23 protein-coding genes and 1 tRNA gene are annotated in these 19,634 nt (G+C 73.7%); 10 read left to right on the plus strand and 14 right to left on the minus strand.

Annotated elements, in window-relative coordinates; all coding sequences use genetic code 11:
- From VIB11_RS11970 to VIB11_RS11980, 3 genes are all read right to left on the minus strand, one after another.
- Positions 1 to 368 (minus strand): PP2C family protein-serine/threonine phosphatase (locus VIB11_RS11970; protein WP_332031455.1); only part of this gene is annotated, 368 nt, incomplete at its 3' end.
- 11 nt (positions 369 to 379) lie between these two features.
- A complete protein-coding gene (locus VIB11_RS11975) occupies positions 380 to 880 on the minus strand; it encodes an FHA domain-containing protein FhaB/FipA (protein ID WP_332031456.1) in 501 nt (166 codons plus the stop codon).
- A 9-nt stretch (positions 881 to 889) separates the two neighbouring features.
- On the minus strand, positions 890 to 1,714 hold the full coding sequence (locus VIB11_RS11980) for a DUF3662 and FHA domain-containing protein (protein ID WP_332031457.1): 825 nt from the start codon (positions 1,712 to 1,714) through the stop codon (positions 890 to 892).
- Between the two features lie 144 nt (positions 1,715 to 1,858).
- Between VIB11_RS11980 and VIB11_RS11985 the strand changes: the two genes are divergently transcribed.
- Positions 1,859 to 1,941, plus strand: a tRNA-Leu gene (locus VIB11_RS11985).
- Positions 1,942 to 2,118: 177 nt separating this feature from the next.
- The gene (locus VIB11_RS11990; protein ID WP_332031458.1) at positions 2,119 to 2,685 is read left to right on the plus strand and encodes an NYN domain-containing protein; all 567 of its coding nucleotides are present in this window, start codon (positions 2,119 to 2,121) and stop codon (positions 2,683 to 2,685) included.
- A gap of 71 nt (positions 2,686 to 2,756) precedes the next feature.
- Here the strand turns inward: VIB11_RS11990 and VIB11_RS11995 are convergent, their stop codons facing one another.
- From VIB11_RS11995 to VIB11_RS12005, 3 genes are all read right to left on the minus strand, one after another.
- Positions 2,757 to 3,290 carry a hypothetical protein gene (locus VIB11_RS11995; protein ID WP_332031459.1) on the minus strand — a complete coding sequence of 178 codons (534 nt, stop codon included), beginning with the start codon at positions 3,288 to 3,290 and terminating at the stop codon, positions 2,757 to 2,759.
- Between the two features lie 165 nt (positions 3,291 to 3,455).
- The gene (locus tag VIB11_RS12000) at positions 3,456 to 4,748 is read right to left on the minus strand and encodes an MFS transporter (protein WP_332031460.1); all 1,293 of its coding nucleotides are present in this window, start codon (positions 4,746 to 4,748) and stop codon (positions 3,456 to 3,458) included.
- A 16-nt stretch (positions 4,749 to 4,764) separates the two neighbouring features.
- On the minus strand, positions 4,765 to 5,574 hold the full coding sequence (locus VIB11_RS12005) for a glycosyl hydrolase (protein ID WP_332031461.1): 810 nt from the start codon (positions 5,572 to 5,574) through the stop codon (positions 4,765 to 4,767).
- Between the two features lie 137 nt (positions 5,575 to 5,711).
- Between VIB11_RS12005 and VIB11_RS12010 the strand changes: the two genes are divergently transcribed.
- Together VIB11_RS12010 and VIB11_RS12015 are read left to right on the plus strand one after the other, a co-directional pair.
- Positions 5,712 to 6,809 (plus strand): NAD(P)H-binding protein, encoded by a 1,098-nt coding sequence (locus VIB11_RS12010; protein ID WP_332031462.1) that lies wholly within the window; start codon positions 5,712 to 5,714, stop codon positions 6,807 to 6,809.
- A 149-nt stretch (positions 6,810 to 6,958) separates the two neighbouring features.
- Positions 6,959 to 7,684, plus strand: coding sequence for a hypothetical protein (locus VIB11_RS12015; RefSeq protein WP_332031463.1), 726 nt, complete (start codon positions 6,959 to 6,961; stop codon positions 7,682 to 7,684).
- Between the two features lie 104 nt (positions 7,685 to 7,788).
- On the opposite strand, the gene VIB11_RS12020 is transcribed toward VIB11_RS12015, so the two are convergent.
- Genes VIB11_RS12020 through soxR form a run of 5 tightly spaced genes read right to left on the minus strand, consistent with a single transcriptional unit; the run spans position 7,789 to position 11,927 of the window.
- The gene (locus tag VIB11_RS12020) at positions 7,789 to 8,874 is read right to left on the minus strand and encodes a serine hydrolase domain-containing protein (protein ID WP_332031464.1); all 1,086 of its coding nucleotides are present in this window, start codon (positions 8,872 to 8,874) and stop codon (positions 7,789 to 7,791) included.
- Positions 8,875 to 8,885: 11 nt separating this feature from the next.
- Positions 8,886 to 10,274: a DUF1731 domain-containing protein gene (locus tag VIB11_RS12025; RefSeq protein ID WP_332031465.1), complete on the minus strand. Its 1,389-nt coding sequence runs from the start codon at positions 10,272 to 10,274 to the stop codon at positions 8,886 to 8,888.
- Between the two features lie 14 nt (positions 10,275 to 10,288).
- Positions 10,289 to 10,672 carry a hypothetical protein gene (locus VIB11_RS12030; RefSeq protein ID WP_332031466.1) on the minus strand — a complete coding sequence of 128 codons (384 nt, stop codon included), beginning with the start codon at positions 10,670 to 10,672 and terminating at the stop codon, positions 10,289 to 10,291.
- A 20-nt stretch (positions 10,673 to 10,692) separates the two neighbouring features.
- Entirely contained in the window at positions 10,693 to 11,433 is a 741-nt protein-coding gene (locus tag VIB11_RS12035; protein ID WP_332031467.1) for an endonuclease/exonuclease/phosphatase family protein, read from the minus strand.
- A gap of 26 nt (positions 11,434 to 11,459) precedes the next feature.
- A complete protein-coding gene (soxR, locus tag VIB11_RS12040; RefSeq protein WP_332031468.1) occupies positions 11,460 to 11,927 on the minus strand; it encodes a redox-sensitive transcriptional activator SoxR in 468 nt (155 codons plus the stop codon).
- 74 nt (positions 11,928 to 12,001) lie between these two features.
- Here soxR and VIB11_RS12045 point away from each other — a divergent pair, with 74 nt between their 5' ends.
- From VIB11_RS12045 to VIB11_RS12055, 3 genes are all read left to right on the plus strand, one after another.
- Complete coding sequence (locus VIB11_RS12045) at positions 12,002 to 12,697, plus strand: SDR family NAD(P)-dependent oxidoreductase (protein ID WP_332031469.1); 696 nt, start codon at positions 12,002 to 12,004, stop codon at positions 12,695 to 12,697.
- Positions 12,694 to 13,758, plus strand: a complete 1,065-nt coding sequence (locus VIB11_RS12050) for an S-adenosylmethionine:tRNA ribosyltransferase-isomerase (RefSeq protein ID WP_332031470.1) — start codon at positions 12,694 to 12,696, stop codon at positions 13,756 to 13,758. The genes VIB11_RS12045 and VIB11_RS12050 overlap by 4 nt, the downstream gene beginning before the upstream one ends.
- A gap of 63 nt (positions 13,759 to 13,821) precedes the next feature.
- The gene (locus tag VIB11_RS12055) at positions 13,822 to 14,334 is read left to right on the plus strand and encodes a mycothiol transferase (RefSeq protein WP_332031471.1); all 513 of its coding nucleotides are present in this window, start codon (positions 13,822 to 13,824) and stop codon (positions 14,332 to 14,334) included.
- 37 nt (positions 14,335 to 14,371) lie between these two features.
- On the opposite strand, the gene VIB11_RS12060 is transcribed toward VIB11_RS12055, so the two are convergent.
- The gene (locus VIB11_RS12060) at positions 14,372 to 15,145 is read right to left on the minus strand and encodes a fructosamine kinase family protein (RefSeq protein ID WP_332031472.1); all 774 of its coding nucleotides are present in this window, start codon (positions 15,143 to 15,145) and stop codon (positions 14,372 to 14,374) included.
- Positions 15,142 to 15,786: a TetR/AcrR family transcriptional regulator gene (locus VIB11_RS12065; RefSeq protein ID WP_332031473.1), complete on the minus strand. Its 645-nt coding sequence runs from the start codon at positions 15,784 to 15,786 to the stop codon at positions 15,142 to 15,144. The genes VIB11_RS12060 and VIB11_RS12065 overlap by 4 nt, the downstream gene beginning before the upstream one ends.
- Positions 15,787 to 15,888: 102 nt before the next feature.
- On the opposite strand from VIB11_RS12065, the gene VIB11_RS12070 reads away from it, so the two are divergent.
- Positions 15,889 to 16,920 (plus strand): hypothetical protein, encoded by a 1,032-nt coding sequence (locus VIB11_RS12070; protein WP_332031474.1) that lies wholly within the window; start codon positions 15,889 to 15,891, stop codon positions 16,918 to 16,920.
- On the opposite strand, the gene VIB11_RS12075 is transcribed toward VIB11_RS12070, so the two are convergent.
- Entirely contained in the window at positions 16,874 to 17,794 is a 921-nt protein-coding gene (locus VIB11_RS12075; protein WP_332031475.1) for a carbohydrate kinase family protein, read from the minus strand. The genes VIB11_RS12070 and VIB11_RS12075 overlap by 47 nt on opposite strands.
- A gap of 332 nt (positions 17,795 to 18,126) precedes the next feature.
- Here VIB11_RS12075 and VIB11_RS12080 point away from each other — a divergent pair, with 332 nt between their 5' ends.
- On the plus strand, positions 18,127 to 18,870 hold the full coding sequence (locus tag VIB11_RS12080) for a GAF and ANTAR domain-containing protein (RefSeq protein ID WP_332031476.1): 744 nt from the start codon (positions 18,127 to 18,129) through the stop codon (positions 18,868 to 18,870).
- A 141-nt stretch (positions 18,871 to 19,011) separates the two neighbouring features.
- On the plus strand, positions 19,012 to 19,614 hold the full coding sequence (locus VIB11_RS12085) for a hypothetical protein (protein ID WP_332031477.1): 603 nt from the start codon (positions 19,012 to 19,014) through the stop codon (positions 19,612 to 19,614).
- The last annotated feature ends 20 nt before the right edge of the window (positions 19,615 to 19,634 follow it).

The raw sequence follows: 19,634 nt of genomic DNA on the forward strand, positions 1-19,634 counted from the left end.
CGCAGCAGGTAGGCGCGGGAGTCGCCGATGTGCGCCAGCGCCACCTTGTTGCCGGCGCGCAGGAGGGCGGTGACCGTCGTGCCCATGCCCTGGAGCTCCGGACTGTGCTCGACCTGCGACTGGATCTCGCCGTTCGCCGCGGCGATGCTCCGGCTCAGGTGCTCGGTGGCGTCGTCGCCGCCGTGGCTCTCGCCGTCGAGTGCGACCATCGTGCCGATGGCGATGGAGCTGGCGATGTCACCACCGGCATGGCCCCCCATGCCGTCGGCGACGACGAGGAGGTGCGGGCCGGCATACCCGGAGTCCTGGTTCTCGGAGCGGACCAGGCCCACGTCGGAGCGGGCAGCGTAGTCGAGCGCGATCTTCATGGGTGCTGGCGTCAGTTCTTCAGCTCGATGACGGTCTTGCCGATGCGCAGCGCGGTCCCGGACTCGACCGCGACGGGGGCGGTGAGGCGCTGCGAGCCGAGGAAGGTCCCGTTGGTGGAGCCGAGGTCCTCGACGTACCACGTGCCGTCGCGCTCGAAGATGCGCGCGTGGCGGCCGGAGGCGAAGTCGTCGTCGAGCACCAGGGCGCACTCGGGGTTGCGGCCGATGAGGGTGCCGGACTCGCGCAACGGCAGGCTCGTGCCGCTGAGCGGCCCCTCCGTGACGGTCAGCGACCGGGGCGCGCGGCTGTTGCGGCGCGGTCGCTTGGGCTCGGCCGGCCGCTTCGAGCGCGGCGGCTGGGCGGGGGTGCGCTCGGCCCTGCGGCGCGGGCTCCGGCTGACGATCCGGGTGCCGTAGAGGTCGCCGCGGAGGACGCCCACGATGCTGAAGACAAAGACCCAGAGGAGCACGAGCAGTCCGAGACGGATGATCGTGAGGGTGAGTTCACTCATGCGGGGCAGTCACCGCCGACCGGCGCGGTAGGTGACGGTGGTCCGCCCGACGGTGATCCGGTCGCCGTCCGCCAGGCGCTGGCTGCTGATGCGTTCGCTGTTGACGAAGGTGCCGTTGGTGGAGTTGAGGTCGCGGATGCTGGCGACGAGGTGGGGGCCGTCCGTCGTCACGCGGATCTCGCTGTGCCGCCGGGAGATTCCCGGGTCGTCGAGGATGATGTCGGCCGAGTCGTCGCGGCCGAGCACCGTCATGGCGCCCATGAGCGGGTAGCGCTCGCCGTCGACGTCGAGCCAGGGCCGGTCGGCCGGGTTGACCCGGCGCGGCGGTGCCGGCGGGGGCACCGGCACGTGGTGCGCGGTCGCCTCGAGCCCGTCGTCGTCGACGGGGGTGTGCCTCGGGGCCGGCTGGGCCGGAGGCGCCGGCGGTGCAGCGGGCGGGGGGCTGCCGGCGGATCCGCCCGGGCGACGGGCCGTGGAGGTGCGGAGCCGGAACACCCCGGTCTCGAGGTCCTCGGCTGCTGAGAAGCCGACCTGGATGGGGCCGCCGGGCTGGTAGCGCTGGGAGTCGGCGTGCTCCTGGGCTGCGGCGACGAGCTCCCGCTCGAGCTCCACGTCGTACGCGGAGAGGCGCTCGAAGTCGGTCTCGCTGAGCTCGACGGTGTACAGGTTGGGGACCATGGTGCGGCCGTGCCCCAGGATGGCAGCGCGGTCGTCCATGGCGCGGCGGATCGCGCTGGCGATCTCGACGGGCTGCACCTCCGACTTGAAGGCGCGCGCGAAGGCACCGTTGACGGCACGCTCGAGGCGTTGCTCGACCCGGTCGAACAGTCCCACTGCCCGGCCTCCCTCTCCTTGGTGGACTGACCGATGGTAACGGCCCAGTCTGGGTGTTGCGGCGCCGCCCGGCCGTGGGCTTCCACGGGTGGGTGGTCCCGGTTTGGCGTTCTCGGGGGGCTTACCCCACAATGTGGTGTCCACGCGCAAGTGGCGGAACGGCAGACGCGCTGTCTTCAGGTGGCAGTGTCCTTATGGGCGTGGGGGTTCAAATCCCCCCTTGCGCACTGAACGAGAAGGACCCCGACACGTGTCGTCGGGGTCCTTCCGTCATTCAGCGGGCCTGTCCGGGCCCCTGCGTCTCTTCGTGTCCGGCTGACCGCCGACCCGGTAGCAGCGCGGGTACGACCTTCGGGTGCAGTTCGCCGAACGCCTCCGCGGTGACGACCCCGTAGGGTTCGGTCATGAGCGAGGGCGAGCCGCGGACGACGTATGTGCTGGTCGATGGTGAGAACGTCGACGCGACGCTCGGCACGTCCATCCTCTCCCGCCGGCCACAACCCGAGGAGCGGCCGCGCTGGGACCGGCTGCTGCAGTTCGCCGAGGAGGAGTGGGGCCAGCCGTCACGGGGCCTGTTCTTCCTGGCGGCCAGCAGCGGCGAGCTGCCGATGCCGTTCATCCAGGCCCTCCTGGCCCTGGGCTACCAGCCGATCCCTCTCTCGGGTGGGCCGCACGAGAAGGTCGTCGACCTCGCGATCCAGAAGACCCTGACGGAGCTGCGGCGCCGTACGGGCGACGTCATGCTGGTCAGCCACGACGGCGACTTCCTGCCCCAGCTCGAGACGCTCATCGACGGCCGCAGGCTCGGCGTGGTCGCGTTCGAGGAGTTCTGCAACGCCGGGTTGTTGCGCCTCGAGGAGCGCGGGGTCGAGTTCTACGACCTCGAGTACGACGTCAAGGCCTTCCGGACCCACCTCCCGCGGGTTCGCATCATCCCGATCGACGAGTTCGACCCGGCCGACTTCCTCTAGACCCTGCGCTGTCGAGGCGGCGCCGGGCACCGCTCCGGGCGCGGAGCGGGTGAGGTGCGTATGCCGTGTGCTCAGCGCAGGTAGGTGGGCGTACGGAGGGCGCGCGCGAGGTCGCCGGTCATGACCCAGAGGCAGACCTGCGCGAAGGCCTCGACCTCGTTCGGCGAGAGGTTCACCGTCGTCACCCCGAGGTGGCGTCGTGCGGGATCCGTCAGCCGGGCGGTCCAGACCGGCGTGAACTCCCCGGGAGGCACGAGCACCGCCACCCGGTCGAGTGTGCAGGACCTGACCTCCCTCTCGGGAGAGCCGGTCACCCCGGTCTGGTCACGCACCTGGAACGCGTGACCCTCGACGACATGGGTGCACCGCGTGGCCGCGGCCGCCCTGGCCTCCGCCCGCCCGAGCGCGGCCTGGGTCGAGTTCAGGCTCGACAGGGCGACGGCCACCGCGGCCGGCGACACCGCCCTGGCCCGCTCGAGGTCTCGTGACGCGTCGCGGTGCGCCTGGAGGGCCCTCGCGAGCTCCTCCTGCAGCGCATGGTGCGAGGAGGAGTCCCGACTGGCGACGAACCAGGCGTTGTCGAACATGCGCTCCACGAGTCTCACTGCGTCCCCCTGCCCCGCGGCGGCTCCCCAGCCCCGCGACCACCGCGCCGGTGCGGCGCCCCGCGGCGCCGTCGCACTCATGGTGTGGTGCACGTGGCCGGGTCGCCTCCGCCCAATGACGGAGAGCGTGGCTCCGTCAGGTGGAGGGGCGCCGCCTCGGCGCCGCTACGCCGGAGCGGTCGGAGCGGGCGCGGAGGCGACGTCGCTGGCCGCCCTCTGGCGCCGCGCCAGCCACAGGAACGGCAGCGAGCACGCCACGAGGCCGGCACCGGCGGCATACGACGGTCCGTAGCCGGACACGTCGGCCACCCGGCCCAGGGCGGGCTGGGCCCCCACGCCGCCGAGCGAGGCCATCATCGAGTCGAAGGACAGCACGGTCGCCCGCTGCCGTGAGGGGATCAGTCCGTTGAGGTAGCTCTGGCGGATCGGGGTCGCCGCCGCGAACAACAGGCCCCACACGACGATCAGCCCGAGCACGGCCCAGAAGTTGCCGACCACGGCGATGAGCGTGAGGCACACCACCTCGAGTGCGCCCGTCATGAGCAGGGCAGAGGTGCGGCGGTGGAAGAGGCGCCGTACCAGCGGGGCGGTCAGGCCCCCGAGGATCTGCGCACCCGCGACGATCGCTGCCACGAGACCGGCCACCTGGTAGGCCTCCGGGTCGCCGTAGAGCTGTAGCAGGTAGGGCTGGAGCGCGTAGAACGCGTAGATGCCCACTCCTCCGGTGAACAGTGCCTGCACCATGAGGTAGCGCACCGGGGGGACCCCCCAGCCGTACTCGGCAGAGGCCGCGACGATGGAGCGCACCTGCCCCATCACGCTCCCGCGCCGCTCAGGGGTGAAGCCGATGTCGTGCATCAGGCGGTGGGCAAGCACGAAGAGCACGAGGAGGATCGCGCCCCGCACCACGAACGGGACGCCGAGGCTGGTCCGCGCCGCGATGAAGCCGCCGGCCGCCGAGCCACCGAGCATGGCGATGCCGGTGACCACCTGTCCACGACCGAAGACGGCATCGAGCTCGCCGGTGAACCCGGTGGCGGTCAGCGCGTCGACGAGCCAGGCCTCCACCGCACCGGAGAAGAAGGTGAAGCCGAGCCCGATGAGCACCGACGCGATCGCCCACAACCAGAAGGCGGCCTCCACCTGCCAGAGCAACACGTAGAGCAGTGTCGAGACACTGAGGGTGACGGTGCCGAGCAGGTAGGAGCGGCGGCGGCCCGCGGTGTCTGCGACCACCCCGGTGGGGACCTCGAAGATCACCATCCCCGCGGTGAAGAACGCGTTGGCCGCGAACGCCTCGAAGTTCGACAGCCCGGCGTCGAGCAGGAAGATGGTGTTGATCCCCCAGATGAGCGACGCGGCGAGGGTGTTGCCGAAGAGCAGCACGAGGTAGACCCGCACGACCGTGCGCGGCGACGTCGGCCCGGCTGGGCTCTGAGCTCCCCGCCCCGCGCTCATGGCTCCTCGCCGCCCCTCACCGGGCGACGAGGTACCCCTCGGCGTCGAGGCCCACCGGTATCGGGTCACAGATGTCGAAGCCGTCGAGACCGCGCGGCTCCAGGTTGCGGAACCCCAGGATCACCCAGCCGCCGTCGCGCCCCTGCACCAGTGGGGCGGCGAAGAGGTCGGGCTCGGCGGTGAACGGCCGCGCCCCGCTGATGCCCGGGCTGCACAGCGGCGGGCCGACCTCCCAGGTGGTGAGGTCCCGAGAGCGGGCGTGAGCGACGACGCCGTCGTCGTTCCGGGCGGCGCCGACCGCCCGAGCCGTGAGGAGCATGTGCCAGCCGTCGCCGGAGGGGTCGCGCAGCACGAGCGGGTCACGCCAGGTCTCGCTGCTGCCCTCGAGGTCCGGCCCCGTGGTGTCCGGCGGGGCGAGGTCCAGGGTCTTGTACCAGCGGCGGTCGACAGGGAGCACCGGCGTGTCCGAGTGGCGCCGCCAGTGGTGCAGGTCGTGCGAGACCACCGACCCGATCCGCTGGTCGAAGACGTGGTGGCCGGAACTCGAGATGGCGGTGTAGAACATCCGCCACTGCTCGCCGTCGTGGACCACCGAGCCGGTCCAGACCGCGAGGTCGTCGAAGCCGGACTCCCGGGGGCCGAGGGCCTGGCCGAGGTTCTCCCAGTGCACGAGGTCCTCGGAGACCGCGTGCCCGACGGTGGCACGAGTGTGGCGCAGTGCAGGGTCCCCGAGTGCGCGCTCGGCCTTGAGGAAGAAGAGGTGGTAGCGCTCGCCGTCGTCGGCGACCCAGGCGTCCCAGACCCACTCGTCATCGAGCCGCAGCATGGGCTGAGTGTCGCACTCTCGTTGCCGGTGTGGCAGGCCTCTGGTTGCATCGAGGGCAGCGGCACCGCGGGCCGTCCCACCAGGGCGGCCGCCGGCGAGGCCCGGACACCACGTCGTCACGAACCCGGGGGTCAGGCATGCGCGTGCTCGTCACCGGCGCCAGTGGTTACGTCGGTCGCCGACTCGTGCCGGTCCTGCTCGACCGCGGGCACGACGTGGTGGCGGCCTTCTCCACCCCGGGCTCGGCCGCGCGCTTCCCGTGGCGCGAGCGGGTCACGGTGGTGGGGATGGACGTCCGGGACCCCGACCAGGTGACCGCGGCGGTCGAGGGGTCCGAGGCGGTTTTCTACCTGATCCACGGCATGGGTGGGCCCGACTTCGTCACCGAGGACCGCCAGTCCGCCCACCACGTGGCCCACGCGGCGATCGAGCACGACGTCCGCCGGATCGTCTACCTCTCCGGGCTCGTCCCGCCGGGGCCCCTCGAACGACTCTCGCCCCACCTGCGCTCGCGACACGAGGTCGAGCAGATCCTGGCGGCCTCCGGCGTGCCCACCACCACCCTGCGGGCCGCCATCCTGCTCGGCAGCGGCTCGACCTCCTTCGAGATCGTCCGCCAGATCTCCGAGCGCCTCCCGCTGCGGACGGTTCCCGCGTGGATGCGCTCGGACGTCCAGCCCATGGCAATCACCGATGCGCTGGAGGTGCTGGTCCGCTGCCTCGACGTCGAGCCCCTGACCCGGTCCTACGACATCGGTGGTCCGGAGCGCCTCTCGTACCGCGAGCTGCTGGACCGCTACGCCGCCGTCGCCGGGCTCGCCCGGCCCGAGGTGACTCTGCCGTTCGCGCCCACCGCCCTCGTCGGATGGCTGGCGGGCCAGCTCACCGACGTGCCGTCCTCCACGGTCGAGGCGCTCGTCGAGAGCCTCCACCACGACATGGTCTGCGCGGAGGAGGACTTCCGGACGGACCTGCTGCCGGCGGCATACGACCTGGTGGGCCTCGACGACGCGATCGCGCGCGCCCTGGCACGGCCCGCGGGCACCGGCCCGTCCGACCAGCTCGGCCCCGTCCCGGGAGACCCGGCGTGGGCAGGAGGTGAGATCCACTTCGAGGGCGGCGCGCCGGTCCGGGCACCACGCAGCCCGGCGGCCTCGCTGCTGCTGGGCCCGCCGCGCATCGAGGGACTGCCTCGGAGGGACCGGACACCGGGGAGCCCGGAGGGCGGCCGGTGACGCAGCCCGCGCCGCGCCGCGCCGCCCCTGCCGGGTGACCATCCGCCGATTGCCCGGAGCCGATCTCGGCGGAACGGTGGCGTGACGGCGGCAGCAGGCGCAGACTGAATGCGGGTCCACTCAGCCACCACCGACCCGTGGGAGTCACCATGTCGCGACGCGCCATCCTTTCCCCGGACATCGTCCCCGTGCTCTCGACCGGCCGACATCGCTCACCCCGCAAGGGCGCCTGCTTCATGGAGATGGCGTCCTTCCTCGCGGGCGAGAGGTGGAGCGACCACCCGAAGTGCACGCACCCCCTGCTCGCGGGTCTGGCGCGCCAGGTCAACGACACCGTCCCCGACTCGGTGCGGGCCCGGCTCGCGCCGATGATCCCGTCCGTCATCGGGCTGACCGGCGAGGACCCGAGGATCGAGGCGATGCTGGCGCTGCACTGCGCCCGCACCGCACTGCCGATCGCATCGCACACGCGCCAGAACGTTCTCGCCCTCGGGATCCTCTCGTGCGAGCGGGTCCTGGCCGAGCTCGACGGTCGGCCACGCGACAGCCTGACCGCTGCCTCGCGCGAGGCACTCGACGAGGTGCCGGCGTCCGAGCGCTGGGCCCGGGAGTTCCGGGCCGACCTGCCGCTCACCGCGCGGGCGTTCCGCCGACAGACGGCCCCCCACCTCGTGGCCCTGTCCGTCGAGGGGGTCGCCGAGGCGTGCGTGGACAACCCGTACGACCGGCTCGTCGACATGCTGGAGGAGTGCATCGAGATGACCGCCGACCTCGTGGGGCGCCCCGACGAGACACCGCAGGTCGCCTGGGGTCAACCGGCCGAGCCGCGCGTGGCCGAGCCGTCGCAGGTCGCGTCGCAGGCAGTCGACCCGTAGGCCGCGGGGGCGGGCGAAGAGCCAGGCACACCGTGCCCGGCTCTTCGCGTCTGCCTGCCAGGACAGTGCTGGCCCCTGTTGCCGCCGGGCGCCCGTCCCCGCTGTCACAGCGGCGGGAGGCCGACCACTCCGCGCAGGGCGTTCTCGACCGCGTCGCTGCGGTCATGGCCGCCCATCGAGCCGGTGAGGAAGGCGAAGGCGTACCGGCCGGTGGTGCAGGCCCACCCGAGGCTGCCGCCGACGCCACCCATGCCGAACCCGTCGTCCTCGACCGCGAAGCCCAGGCCCCAGGAGCGCTCCTCCCCGCCCATGACGCGGTCGACCCCTGATGACTGTGCGCTGGCCGCCTCGTCGCGCAGCGCGGGCGACACGAGCCGCCCTTCCAGCAGCGCGGCATACAGCCCGGCCACGCCGCGGGCGGTGCCGTGACCGTTGATGGCGGGCACCTCCGCACGGCGGAACGGGAGGGAGTTGACCACCGCGCCGTCGAGGGCGCCCGGCGGGTTGAACAGTGCCCGGCGCAGCGGCTCCGGGCGGTCCGGGGCGTCGGCGGCCCACTCCGGCGCCTCCAACCCGGTGAGGTCGACCGTGCGGGCGAGCCCGCGGTCGTCGAGGCCGATCGCGAAGTCGAGGCCGGAGGGCCCGCAGACCTCCTCGCGCAGGAAGGCCCCCGGCGTGCGGCCGTCCGCGCGGCGGACGACCTCGCCCACGAGGTGGCCGTAGAACAGGGCGCTCTCGCCGATGGCGGTCCCGGACTCCCAGAGCGGCTCCTCGCCGGCGAGCCGGTCGCAGAGGGCGTCCCAGTCGTAGAAGAGCGACGTGGGGGCGCGGTCGGCGAGCTCGACGAGGCCTACCTGGTGCGAGAGCACCTGGCGGACGGTGGCTGGGGCGCGCAGCTCGGGCCACCAGCGCTGCACCGGCGTGTCGAGGTCGAGCACGCCGCGGTCGACCAGGACCAGCGCGGTCAGCGCGGCGAAGGGCTTGGTGACGGAATACGGCATGACGATGCTGTCGCGCTGCCACGGGCGGGTGCCGGCACCGTCGGCGACGCCACCCCACAGGTCGGCGACCCAGCGCCCGTCGTGCCAGGCGGCCATCGCCGCGCCGGTGCCGGGCTGGGCGAGCACCACCTCGGCGAACGCCTCGCGCACCGGCTCGAACCCGGGTGCCACCGTGCCGTCGAGGCTCATCGCTGCCCGGCTCAGCCGAGGAGGTCGGCGAGGGCGTCGTCGAGTCGCGGGAACCGGTGGCGGAACCCCAGGCCCCGGAGCACCGACGACGTGGCGTGCCGGCCGGTCAGCCCGAGGGCGGGGTCGGTGCGCAGGGCCACACCCCCGAGTCTCAGCAGCGGCTCGGGCGTCGGCGGGGCCCACGGCCGGCCGACTCGACGGCGCAGCGTGGACATGAGCTCGTCATTGCGGACCGGGTGGTCCGAGGCCGCGATCACGACGCCCGGGGGGACCTCCAGGCCGGGCACGAGCCCGAGGGCGGCGCGGACGATGGACAGCCAGTCGTCGACGTGGATCCAGCTGACCCACTGCCGTCCGTCGCCGATGCGGCCGCCCAGGCCGGCCCTGGTCAGGAGGAGCAGCCGGTCGAGGACCGGGGCGTCGCGGTCGAGGACGAGGGAGGTGCGCAGGATGACGCCGTGGGCGGTGTGCGCTCCCTCGAACGCCTCCTCCCACGGCCGGGCCACGCCCGTCATCTGCGGCAGGCCCACGGGGACGGGGGTCCCCTCGTCGCAGCGGATCTCGCCGGCGTCGCTGTAGATCGCCGTGGTGCTGGCCTGCACCCAGTGGTCGACAGGGAGGTCGCGGCCCGCGCTCGCGGTCACCAGCGCGCGGGTCGAGTCGACCCGGCTGGAGCGCAGCGCGGCGATGTTGGCAGGGGTGGGCCGGCAGTCGACCAGCTTGCCTGCCAGGTTCACCACGGCGAGCGGGCCGGGGCCGGTCAGCTCGTCGGCCCATGTGCCGACGGTGCGGCCGTCCCACTCGCGCTGCCGGAAGGGCAGGTCGGGCCGCGCCCGGCGGGTCAGCAGCACCACGTCGTGGCCGCGGCACTGCAGGTCCGAGGCAAGGCGCCGGCCGAGGGTGCCGGTGCCGCCGGCGATGACGACCCGGAGCGCCCCCGCGCGCGGCGTGCCGCCGGTGACGAGCCGGTGCAGGCGGGCGGCGTTCTCGGCGAATCCGCGGGCCAGTGGGCGGCCGGCGGTGACGGCGAAACCCGGGGAGAGGGCGCCGACGACCTCGACGCGCTGCTGGAGCAGCGTCCCGCCCGGCTCGTCCTCGGCGTCGGAGAGGAGCCAGGACACCCGCAGGGCACCGCCCGGCTGCCGCTGCTCGACCGTGAGGCGGGCGCCCGGCACCGACTCGGCCACGGTGAAGGGGGGCGCGGTGCGCCGGTGCACCTCCCCGATGACGCGGGTGCGCGGCACCAGGAAGCCGGTCCGGCCCTTCGCGACCGGGCCGTCGAGGGTCACCTCGCCCAGGGCCGGGTTCCACTCGGGCCACCGGGTCAGGTCAGCCAGGACCCCCCAGACCGTCTCCCTGTCCGCTGCCAGCACCGCCCGTGACGTCCGTGTCCACCCCATGGCGGCCACGCTACTCAGCCGAGGCCGACCACCAGCGAGAGGGCGGCCAATGCCCCCGCCGTCGGCGCCATCACGCGCCGCTCGTCCCGGCTGCGCGACGCGAGGTTCATGGCTGTGCCCAGCACGAAGTACCCCACCAGGACCCAGGTCGCCACGGTGATCGCGCGGTCGGACAGCCCTGTGTCCATGAGTCCGGCGCGGTCGAGGAGCACGGCGGCCATCGCGGCGTAGACGAGTGCCGAGACCGCACTGCCGACACGAAGCCGGGCGGGAAGGACGCCGGGGTGCTGTCCGCCCCATGCGAAGCGGCCCAGCGGGGCACCGCCCGCGAGCAGCAGCTGGAAGATGCCGAGGGCCGCGAGCAGGGTGCAGGCCGCGATCGCCGCAAAGGTGGTCACGTGCGCAGATCGTAGGGCGGCTACGGGCCGGACAGGGCCAGTGCGGCCACCACCGGGAGGTGGTCCGACGCCGCTGTCCGCACCAGGCGGGCGGTGAGGGGGCGGACGCCGCCGCGGGTCAGGATGTAGTCGATCCGCATGTGCGGGTCGAGCGCGTCGAAGGTGTGGCCGGCCCCCTGGCCGGCGACCGCCCAGACGTCGTCGAAGCACTCGGTGACCCGGGCGTACTCCGCCGAGTCGGGCCGGGCGTTGAGGTCGCCGAGGAGGACCGTGGGCAGCCCGGCGTCGGCGTGCTGCAGGATCGCCTCCACCTGGGCGAGGCGCTCCGCCGGGTTGTCGTGCTGCAGGTGGGTGACGAGGAACCGCGTGGCGTGCCCGCCGACGTCGACCACCGCGTCCAGCAGGCCACGCTGCTCCCCGCCGGGGAACCGGGGCAGGAGCGCGTTGCCGTGGGACGTGATCGGGTGCCGGCTCAGCAGGGCGGTGCCGTACTGCCTGGGCGGCCCGCCCGGGGCCGCCGGCCCGAGGTCCAGGTTGGCGCCGAAGGCGACCTCCATGCCGAGCCGGTCGGCGAGCCACAGCGGCTGGTCGGCGAAGCCGCTCTCCTCGCGCCGGCAGCGGTCGACCTCCTGCAGGGCCACCACCTCCGCGCCGGTCTCCTCGAGCACCCCGGCCAGCCGCTCGAGGTCGAGGCGGCCGTCGGCGCCCACCCCGCTGTGGATGTTGTAGGTGGCGACGGTCACGGTGCGCTCGAGGGTCACCCGACCCATGGTGCCGCAGCGATGGGTCAGCGTGGCTGCTTGCGCAGCAGCGGGGGCAGGTATGCCGCGCCCGGGGCCGCCGGGGACAGCGCCGCCTTGTCGGCCGGGTTGGAGATGCCGCACTGCTTCAGCGAGAGGCACCCGCAGCCGATGCAGGAGTCGAGCCGGTCGCGCAGCGCCTCGAGCGCGGCCACCTGCTCGTCGAGCCGGCGACGCCAGTGGGCGGAGATGCGGGCCCAGTCAGCCTTGGTGGGGGTGCGGTTCTCCGGGAGGCGCGCCAGCTCCTCACGCACCTCGTCCAGGCTCAGCCCGACGTTGGAGGCGGCGCGGATGAACGCGAGCCTGCGCAGCACCGAGCGCGTGTAGCGGCGCTGCCCACCCGCCGTGCGCGTGGCGTGGATGAGCCCCTCGCGCTCGTAGTAGCGCAGCGCCGAGGCGGCAAAACCGCTCCGGTGCGCCACGTCCGAGACGGTCAGCACGTCGTGGCTGTCCATGGTGCTCCTTGACTTCAAGTTCACTTCAACTTCAAGGATGGCGGTACACACACGAGAAATGCAACGGAGGAACCATGCCCACAGCACTTGTCACCGGGGGGTCGGCCGGTCTGGGCCGCGCGCTCGCGGCCGCACTCGCCGCCGACGGCTGGGACGTCGTCATCGACGGCCGTGACCCGGCCCGGGTCGACGCGGCCGCCCGCGAGACCCGCGCCCGCGGCATACCCGGCGACGTCACGGACCCCACCCACCGCGAGCAGCTGGCCCGAGCTGTCGCGGACACGGGCCGCCTCGACCTGCTCGTCAACAACGCCAGCACGCTCGGCCCCACACCCCTGCCGGCGCTCGCAGCCCTGCATCCGGACGCCTTCGACGACATCTGGCTGACCAACGTGGCGGCGCCGCTGGCCCTCACCCAGCGGCTGCTGCCCATGCTCCTGCGGAGCCGCGGAGTGCTCCTCGACATCTCCTCCGACGCCGCGGTCGAGCACTACGAGGGGTGGGGTGGGTATGCCGCGTCCAAGGCCGCGCTGGACCACCTCACCCTGACGCTCGCGGCCGAGAACCCGGGCCTCGCCGCCTACGCGGTCGACCCCGGGGACATGCGGACGGCGATGCACCAGGCGGCCTTCCCGGGCGAGGACATCAGCGACCGGCCGGCGCCCGAGACGGTCGTGCCGCACCTGCGGGCGCTCGTCGCCCACCGCCCGGCCAGTGGCCGCTACCGCGCCGCCGAGGTCCCGGTCACGGTCGAGGCGGTCGCGTCGTGACGCTCCTGCCCGCGCCCCCGCTGACTCGCTTCGCCGGCCCGGGCGACCTCACCGCCCGGCAGCCCCCGGAGGAGCGGGGACTGCCACGAGACGGTGTCCGGCTCCTGGTCGCGCGGGAGGCGGGGCTGGCCCATGCCCGCTTCCGGGACCTGCCGGCCCAGCTCTCGCCGGGCGACCTCGTCGTCGTCAACAACTCGGCGACGCTCGCGGCCGAGGTCGATGCCGTCCGCGGGGTGCGCGGCCCGGTGGTCGTCCACGTGGGCGGCCGGCTCGACGACGGCACGTGGGTGGTCGAGCTGCGCACCGCCCCGGATGCCGCGCGGTCGGTCCTCGACGGGACCGCCGGGGAGTCCCTCGCGGTGGCCGGCGACTGCAGCCTCCAGCTGCTCGAGCCCTACCCGGGGCCGGGCTCCTCGCCGACCGGGCAGGGGAACCGGCTGTGGCGGTGCGCGGTGCGGGGGTCCGGCCTGACCCGGCACCTGCTGCGCCACGGCCGACCCATCGCCTACGGCTACCTCGACCGCAGGTACCCGCTGTCGGCCTACCAGACGGTCTTCGGCGTCAGGCCGGGCAGCGCCGAGATGCCCAGCGCGGGGCGGCCGTTCACCGCCGAGCTCCTCACCACCCTGGTCAGCGCCGGCATCGGCGTCGCCACGGTCACCCTGCACACCGGCCTGTCGTCGCAGGAGGTGGGCGAGTCGCCACAGCCCGAACGGTTCGAGGTGCCCGCCACGACCGCGCGCCTCGTCAACGCCACCAGGGCCGAGGGGGGCCGGGTCGTCGCCGTCGGCACCACGGTGACCCGCGCGCTGGAGTCAGCGGTGCGTGCCGACGGGACGGTGGCGCCGGCCGCTGGTTGGACGGAGCGGGTGGTCTCCCCGGAGGAGCCTGCGACGGTGGTGGGCGGCCTCATCACCGGCTGGCACGACCCGCAGGCCTCCCACCTGCTCCTCGTCGAGTCGGTGGTGGGGCCCGAGCTGACCCAGCGGGCCTACGACGCCGCACTCGGGTCGGGCTACCTCTGGCACGAGTTCGGCGACTCCGCGCTGCTCCTTCCCTGAGGGTCCGAGAGCTCGTCCCTTGGGCCGATGCCGGCCGACCGGCACCGACCTACGATCGACGGCATGACGCCGGCCGAGCTGCTCGTCGATGCCTTCTCCCGGATCCGGGAGGGGGTGCACGAGGTCATCGGCGGCCTGAGCCCCGCAGAGCTGAGCCACCAGCCCGCGCCCGGTGCCAACTCGATCGCCTGGCTGGTCTGGCACCTGACCCGCATCCAGGACGACCACGTCGCCGAGGTGGCGGGCCGGGAGCAGGTGTGGGCCGAGGACGGCTGGGCGCAGCGCCTCGCCCTCCCGTTCACGCCCCGCGACACCGGCTACGGGCACACGCCCGAGCAGGTCGCGAGCGTGCGCGTCTCCTCGGGGGAGCTGCTGACGGGCTACTTCGACGCCGTGCACGAGCGCACCCTGGAGTTCGTCGCCGGCCTCGGGCCGGGCGACCTCGACCGCGTCGTGGACGAACGCTGGGACCCCCCGGTGACCCTTGGGGTGCGGCTCGTCAGCGTGCTCAACGACGACGACCAGCACGTTGGCCAGGCCGCCTACGTGCGCGGCCTTCTCGAGGCGACCCGATAGCGCGGGTCGGTTCTCCCGGGTCGGGGTGGCGCCGGCGTCATCGGTAGCGCCTGGCGTGCTCCAGGCTCTGGCGGACGTAGCCGCCGCCGAAGAGGACCGCGTGCACCATCAGGGGGTGGAGCTGGTGCAGCGCGACCCGTTCCCGCCACTGCGCGTCCAGCCGGTGCTGGCCGAGGTAGCCGGAGACGACCCAGTCCAGGTGTGGGCACCCGAACAGCGCCAGCATCGCCAGGTCGGTCTCGCGGTGACCGCCGTGCGCGGCGGGGTCGATGAGCACCGCGCCCTCGGGGGTCCACAGCACGTTGCCGCTCCACAGGTCGCCGTGGATGCGAGCCGCAGGCGCCCCGTCGTCGAACTCCCCCAGCTCGACCCGACGCGCGATCGCCTCCACCAGCGCTGTATCGGATCGGTGGTAGACACCCCTATCGACCCCGATCGCCAGGGTGCCCAGCAGCTGGGCCGAGTACGCCTCGCCCCAGGTCGGCGAGGGCCGGAGCCGCAGCGGCAGGGGCTCGGACAGGGGGCCGAGGAAGCCGTCACCCTGCCAGCCCTCGGGTGGCGAGCCGAAGGCCGGAGCGCCCGCGTCGTGCGTGCGGGCCAGGGCGGCGCCGAGGTTCTCGGCCATCAGCGGGTCCGGGTTGGCGAAGACGAGCCGGCGCAGGTCGATGTGCGTCGCCGCCACGTCGAGCACCTCGGCGACCGGGGCCCCGCCGGGCGCGGCGGCCAGCCAGCGCAACCCTGCGGACTCCCAGCGGAAGTAGCCCGCCGGTGCGGTGGTGCTCCCCTTGCGAAAGACCGCCTCTGCCGTCACGGTTCGGGGGCGGAGTCGAGGGGGCCCGTGAGGTAGCGCTGGACGGTGGGCCCGAGATCCGCGACCAGCTGTTCCCGCGTCATGCTCACGGCCGGCTCGATGCGGACGAGGTAGCGCAGCATGGCCATCCCCACCAGCTGCGAGGCGGCCAGGGCCGCCCGGCGGCGCGCGTCGGGCCCGGTCAGGTGGGCCGCGTAGCGGCCGAGGACCGCGGTCGTGGCGAACTCGCTGAGCGCCCTCCGTGACTCCTCGTGGGTCGTGGCCGAGCGGAACAGGGTCCGGATGGCGGGCCCGGTCGTGGGCTCCTCCCAGAGGTCGAGGAACATCTCCACCAGCCGTGGGCCAGCGCGCTCGGGCCCCTCGGCGAACGCCTTCTCGATGAGGTCCTCGGGGCGGACGGGCACCTCCATGGAGGCGGTGAAGAGGCTCTCCTTGCTGCCGAAGTAGTACGGGATCAGCGCGACGTCCACTCCCGCCGCCTGTGCCACGGCGCGCAGGGTCGTGCCGCTGTACCCCTTGTGGCTGAACGAGTCCCGCGCCGCGGCCAGGATGTCGGCGCGCGTGTCCGCATCGCCGCCGCGGGGCCCGGTGCGTCCGCGGGGGGTGTCGCGCCGGGCACGCCTCCCGCCCGTGGTTGTCATGGCGCCACCCTAGCGTTTTTCATCAGCCGTTGAGTTTTGGGCGGGCGCGGTCTACCGTCGAATTCAACAAACGTTGAGACACCGGAGGACACGATGGACACGATGGACACGCCCGCCCCCTCGGCCGCACCGTCGCAGCCAGCACCCTCGGCCACGACCCCCTCGGCGACCACGCCCTCGCCCGCCTGGAGGGCACTGCTCGCCGCGCCGCTCGCACTGGCGGCAGTCGTGGGCCTCGTGCTGGTCGCGTTCGGGCTTCCTGCCGTCACGGCGGAGCCCCACGACGTCCCGATCGGCGTCGCCGGCCCACCGGCCGTGGCGCGAGAGGTCGCGGCGAGCCTGGAGCAGCGCCAGCCGGGTGCGCTCGCCGTCACCGCCTACCCGGACGAGGCAGCGCTGGAGGACGCCATCCGGAACCGTCAGGTGTACGGCGGCGTCGCCCTCGGCGCGCAGGGCCCGACGGTGCTCACGGCCAGCGCCGGGAGCGTGGCCGTGGCGCAGGCGCTGAACGCCCTGGGCGCCGGGCTGGCCCAGCAACAGGGCGCCCCGGTCCCGACCCGCGACGTCGTCGCGCTGCCGGCCGACGACCCGCGGGGAGCGGGCCTGGCCGCGGCCCTGCTCCCGGTCGTGCTCGGCGCCGTCCTGCCCGCGGTCGCGCTCGGCCACCTCACCCGACGCCGTGGGCTGCAGGTCGGCGGCGCCCTCGTGTACTCGGCCGTCGCCGGGCTGGCCTTCGCGGCCGTCCTGCACCCGCTGTTCGGGTCCCTGGCCGGGGACTACCTCGCGGAGTCGGCCGTCCTCGGCGCCACCATCGGGGCGGGGACCCTGGCCCTGCTCGGTCTCCAGTGGGTCGCGGGCCGGGTCGGGCTCGCCCTCGGGGCGGTCACGCTGCTGCTGGTCGGCAACCCGCTCTCCGGTGCCAGCACGGCCCCGGAGTTCCTCGCCACGCCGTGGCGGGAGATCGGGCAGGCCATGCCTCCCGGGGCGGGCTCGCAGCTGCTGCGCTCCGTGTCCTTCTTCGACGGCGCGGGCAGCCTGACCCCGTGGGTGGTGCTGGCGGGCTGGGCCGCGGTCGGGCTGCTCCTCCTCATCCTGCCGGTCGGCCGACGCGCTCCTCGACCCACTGCGGCGTGAGCTGCGGGTCGGCAAGGTGCGGGCTCGCCACGCAGCCCGCTGCAACGGCCGCCCCGGCGGCCAGCGCACGCGGCCAGTCCCAGCGCCGGCTGTGCCCGTAGGCAACGCCAGAGCAGAACGCGTCACCGGCGCCGTTCGGGTCGACCGCCTCGACCTCGAGCGGCGGGACGAACAGCGGCTCGTGGCCGGGCAGCAGGGCGGTCGCGCCGCGTCGGCCATGCGTGACGACGACGAGCTCGCGCCCTGCCACGAGGTGGGCCGCGAAGCCCACGGCGTCGTCGAGCGCCTCGTCGGAGAGGAACAGGAAGCGGGCCGCGTCGACGAAGTCCCGGTGGAAGTCGTTCTGCCCGTCCCAGTCGTGGACGTCCGCCCAGACCGGTGTGCCGCGCGCTGCCAGCGCCGGCAGTGCTCGCCTCGCGTAGCCGGCCAGGTTCACCCACACGTAGTCGGCGCCCTCGCAGAAGGCGGCCAGGTCGGCCTCGGTGACGGGCGGGTCCGCCGAGCCGCCGTTGACGTAGACGCTGGCCCGCCGGCCCTCCGGGTCCATGAGGTTGACGTGTCGCTCCGTGCCAGCAGGGTCGGCCACCCGGTGCAGGTCGACGCCGGAGCCGACGAGCTCGGCGGCGGCACGGTCGCCCTCGGGGTCGTCACCGACCAGCGCGTGCAGCCGGGTGTCGAAGCCGAGCCGGGCCAGGTTGAGCGCCTTGCCGGATCCCGTGGCGCCGATGCCCTCGCGTGACCCGGTCGAGAACAGGGTCTCGGTCCGGCCTGCGGGCAGGCGCGGCACGTCGATGACCTGGTTCCAGCTCACCCCGCCGATCACGGCGGCCACGGGCCGCCGCACGTCAGTGCGCCATGTCGCGAGATGAGTCACGCGAGCATCCTGCCGCACGGCATACCGGATCTTGGACAAGCCCTGACCTGGCATTCGCCCTCCGTATGCCGTGGGGCTGGGAGGTTTCCGGCATGCACCTGACGATCCGCGTGCGACCCGCCACCGGCCACCCCGAGGGGGCCGCCTCGATCCGGCCGTAGCACCGCTGCGGCCTGCAGGGGGCCAGCGCGCCGCCGTCGACTCCTCCACGGTGGCGGCGCGCTGGCACACCCCCGCCTGTTGCTGCTCCCTCGCCCCAGCCCCGCGCAGACGTGGTGAACTGTGCGCAGGACTGTGGTCCGGTGCCTTCGGCACCCGGAGAGGAGAGTGTCATGGTGGAGCCGCAGGTGGGACTGCCGAGCACCCCCGGTGCGCGACTGATGGCGGCGCTGGCGGGGGTCCTCGGCTCGATGTCGGACCTCGAGGACTACCTCAACACCCTGGTGTTCGCCGTCATGGACAACATCGACGGCTGCGACGCGGTCGGGGTGAGCGTCGTCATGGAGGACCGTCCGCGGACGGCGGCCTACACGACCGCCAAGACCCTCGAGATCGACGCGGTGCAGTATGCCGTGGGCGACGGGCCGTGCCTCGACGCCTTCCGGCACCAGCGCGAGAACCTCGTCGACCTCGGTGGCGCCCACGAGCGGTGGCCCATGTTCACCGCGGCCGTGGAGTCCGGTGGCGTGCAGACCCTGCTCGCGGTCCCGCTCGTCACGGGCACCCACTGCTACGGGGCCCTCAACCTCTACGGGTTCGCCCGTCACGCGTTCGACAACTGTGAGCGCGAGCTCGTGCGGATGGCCGCTGCGCGCGCGGCCGACGCGATCGGGGCGATCGTCGAGATCGACGGGGCTCGGCAGGTGGCGGCGCAGATGGAGCAGGCGATGGCCAGCCGTGCGGTGATCGAGCAGGCCAAGGGTGTCCTCATGGGCCGCCACGGGGTCGACGAGAAGCAGGCCTTCGAGCTGCTCCGCCAGCAGTCCCAGCGGCTCAACGTCAAGCTGCGCACCCTGGCCACCGAGGTCGTCAGCGGTGCGCACGCAGCACTGACCGACGACGAGCTGCCCGCCTGACGCGCGGGAGCCGGCCCTCGACAGCACGGCATTCCGTCAGGGAGGGGCCGTGGGTTACGCTCGCAGGACCTGAAGCAACCGGGTACCCGCCATCTCACCGTGGCGCGCCCGGTTGCTTTTTTTGTGCTGAAGGAGAGACCCATGACTGACGGCATCGCGGCAGAGCCGCAGCCGGAGGACCCCCGCGTGGTCTTCATCTCGGCCGCCTCCGGCCTGGCCAGCGACTGGCGCTGGGTCGAGGGGACCGCCCACCTCTACGACGTCGTGCACTGGCACGACGACGTCGAAGGCGTGACCGTCGCCCAGGCGCGAGGCCTCGTCCAGGCCCTGCTCGCTGCCCAGAAGCCGCTCGTCATCACGGTTCCGCCCGACGTCCTCGACACGGCGCTGCCCGCGTTCGGCGACGAGGAGCGGGTCGACGCCTTCGCGGTGCTCGTCCCCGCGGCGGCCGCCGTGGTCGCCCGCGACGGCGGGTCGGCCGAGGCCGTGTGGCGGGCCTGGGGCAGGACCTGCCTCGTGGTGCCGGACGGCGAGGAGGAGCAGGTCTCGGTCAACCTGTACCGGGCGGTGATCGCGCAGGAGCCCTTCGCCATCGACGGCCTCCACGGTCTGGACGGTTCGCGCGGCTCCGACGGTTTCAACGGCTCCGACGGCTCTGACGGCTCTGACGATTTCACCGGCTCTGACGGCTCGGACGGCCAGGGCGGGCTGTCCCTGTCGAGCCCGGCGGGGCGCCAGGCGTGAGGCCGCCTCCGCCCGGGCCC

Origin of the sequence: Pedococcus sp. (assembly GCF_036554925.1) — a bacterium.
Lineage (GTDB): Bacteria > Actinomycetota > Actinomycetes > Actinomycetales > Dermatophilaceae > Pedococcus_A.

Bases quoted from the DNA above. Each gene is read 5' to 3' on its own strand.
- VIB11_RS11975 (WP_332031456.1), bottom strand. From the start codon at position 880: ATGAGTGAACTCACCCTCACGATCATCCGTCTCGGACTGCTCGTGCTC.
- VIB11_RS11990 (WP_332031458.1), top strand. From the start codon at position 2,119: ATGAGCGAGGGCGAGCCGCGGACGACGTATGTGCTGGTCGATGGTGAG.
- VIB11_RS12000 (WP_332031460.1), bottom strand. From the start codon at position 4,748: ATGAGCGCGGGGCGGGGAGCTCAGAGCCCAGCCGGGCCGACGTCGCCG.
- VIB11_RS12005 (WP_332031461.1), bottom strand. From the start codon at position 5,574: ATGCTGCGGCTCGATGACGAGTGGGTCTGGGACGCCTGGGTCGCCGAC.
- VIB11_RS12010 (WP_332031462.1), top strand. From the start codon at position 5,712: ATGCGCGTGCTCGTCACCGGCGCCAGTGGTTACGTCGGTCGCCGACTC.
- VIB11_RS12015 (WP_332031463.1), top strand. From the start codon at position 6,959: ATGTCGCGACGCGCCATCCTTTCCCCGGACATCGTCCCCGTGCTCTCG.
- VIB11_RS12020 (WP_332031464.1), bottom strand. From the start codon at position 8,874: ATGAGCCTCGACGGCACGGTGGCACCCGGGTTCGAGCCGGTGCGCGAG.
- VIB11_RS12025 (WP_332031465.1), bottom strand. From the start codon at position 10,274: ATGGGGTGGACACGGACGTCACGGGCGGTGCTGGCAGCGGACAGGGAG.
- soxR (WP_332031468.1), bottom strand. From the start codon at position 11,927: ATGGACAGCCACGACGTGCTGACCGTCTCGGACGTGGCGCACCGGAGC.
- VIB11_RS12045 (WP_332031469.1), top strand. From the start codon at position 12,002: ATGCCCACAGCACTTGTCACCGGGGGGTCGGCCGGTCTGGGCCGCGCG.
- VIB11_RS12055 (WP_332031471.1), top strand. From the start codon at position 13,822: ATGACGCCGGCCGAGCTGCTCGTCGATGCCTTCTCCCGGATCCGGGAG.
- VIB11_RS12065 (WP_332031473.1), bottom strand. From the start codon at position 15,786: ATGACAACCACGGGCGGGAGGCGTGCCCGGCGCGACACCCCCCGCGGA.
- VIB11_RS12070 (WP_332031474.1), top strand. From the start codon at position 15,889: ATGGACACGCCCGCCCCCTCGGCCGCACCGTCGCAGCCAGCACCCTCG.
- VIB11_RS12080 (WP_332031476.1), top strand. From the start codon at position 18,127: ATGGTGGAGCCGCAGGTGGGACTGCCGAGCACCCCCGGTGCGCGACTG.
- VIB11_RS12085 (WP_332031477.1), top strand. From the start codon at position 19,012: ATGACTGACGGCATCGCGGCAGAGCCGCAGCCGGAGGACCCCCGCGTG.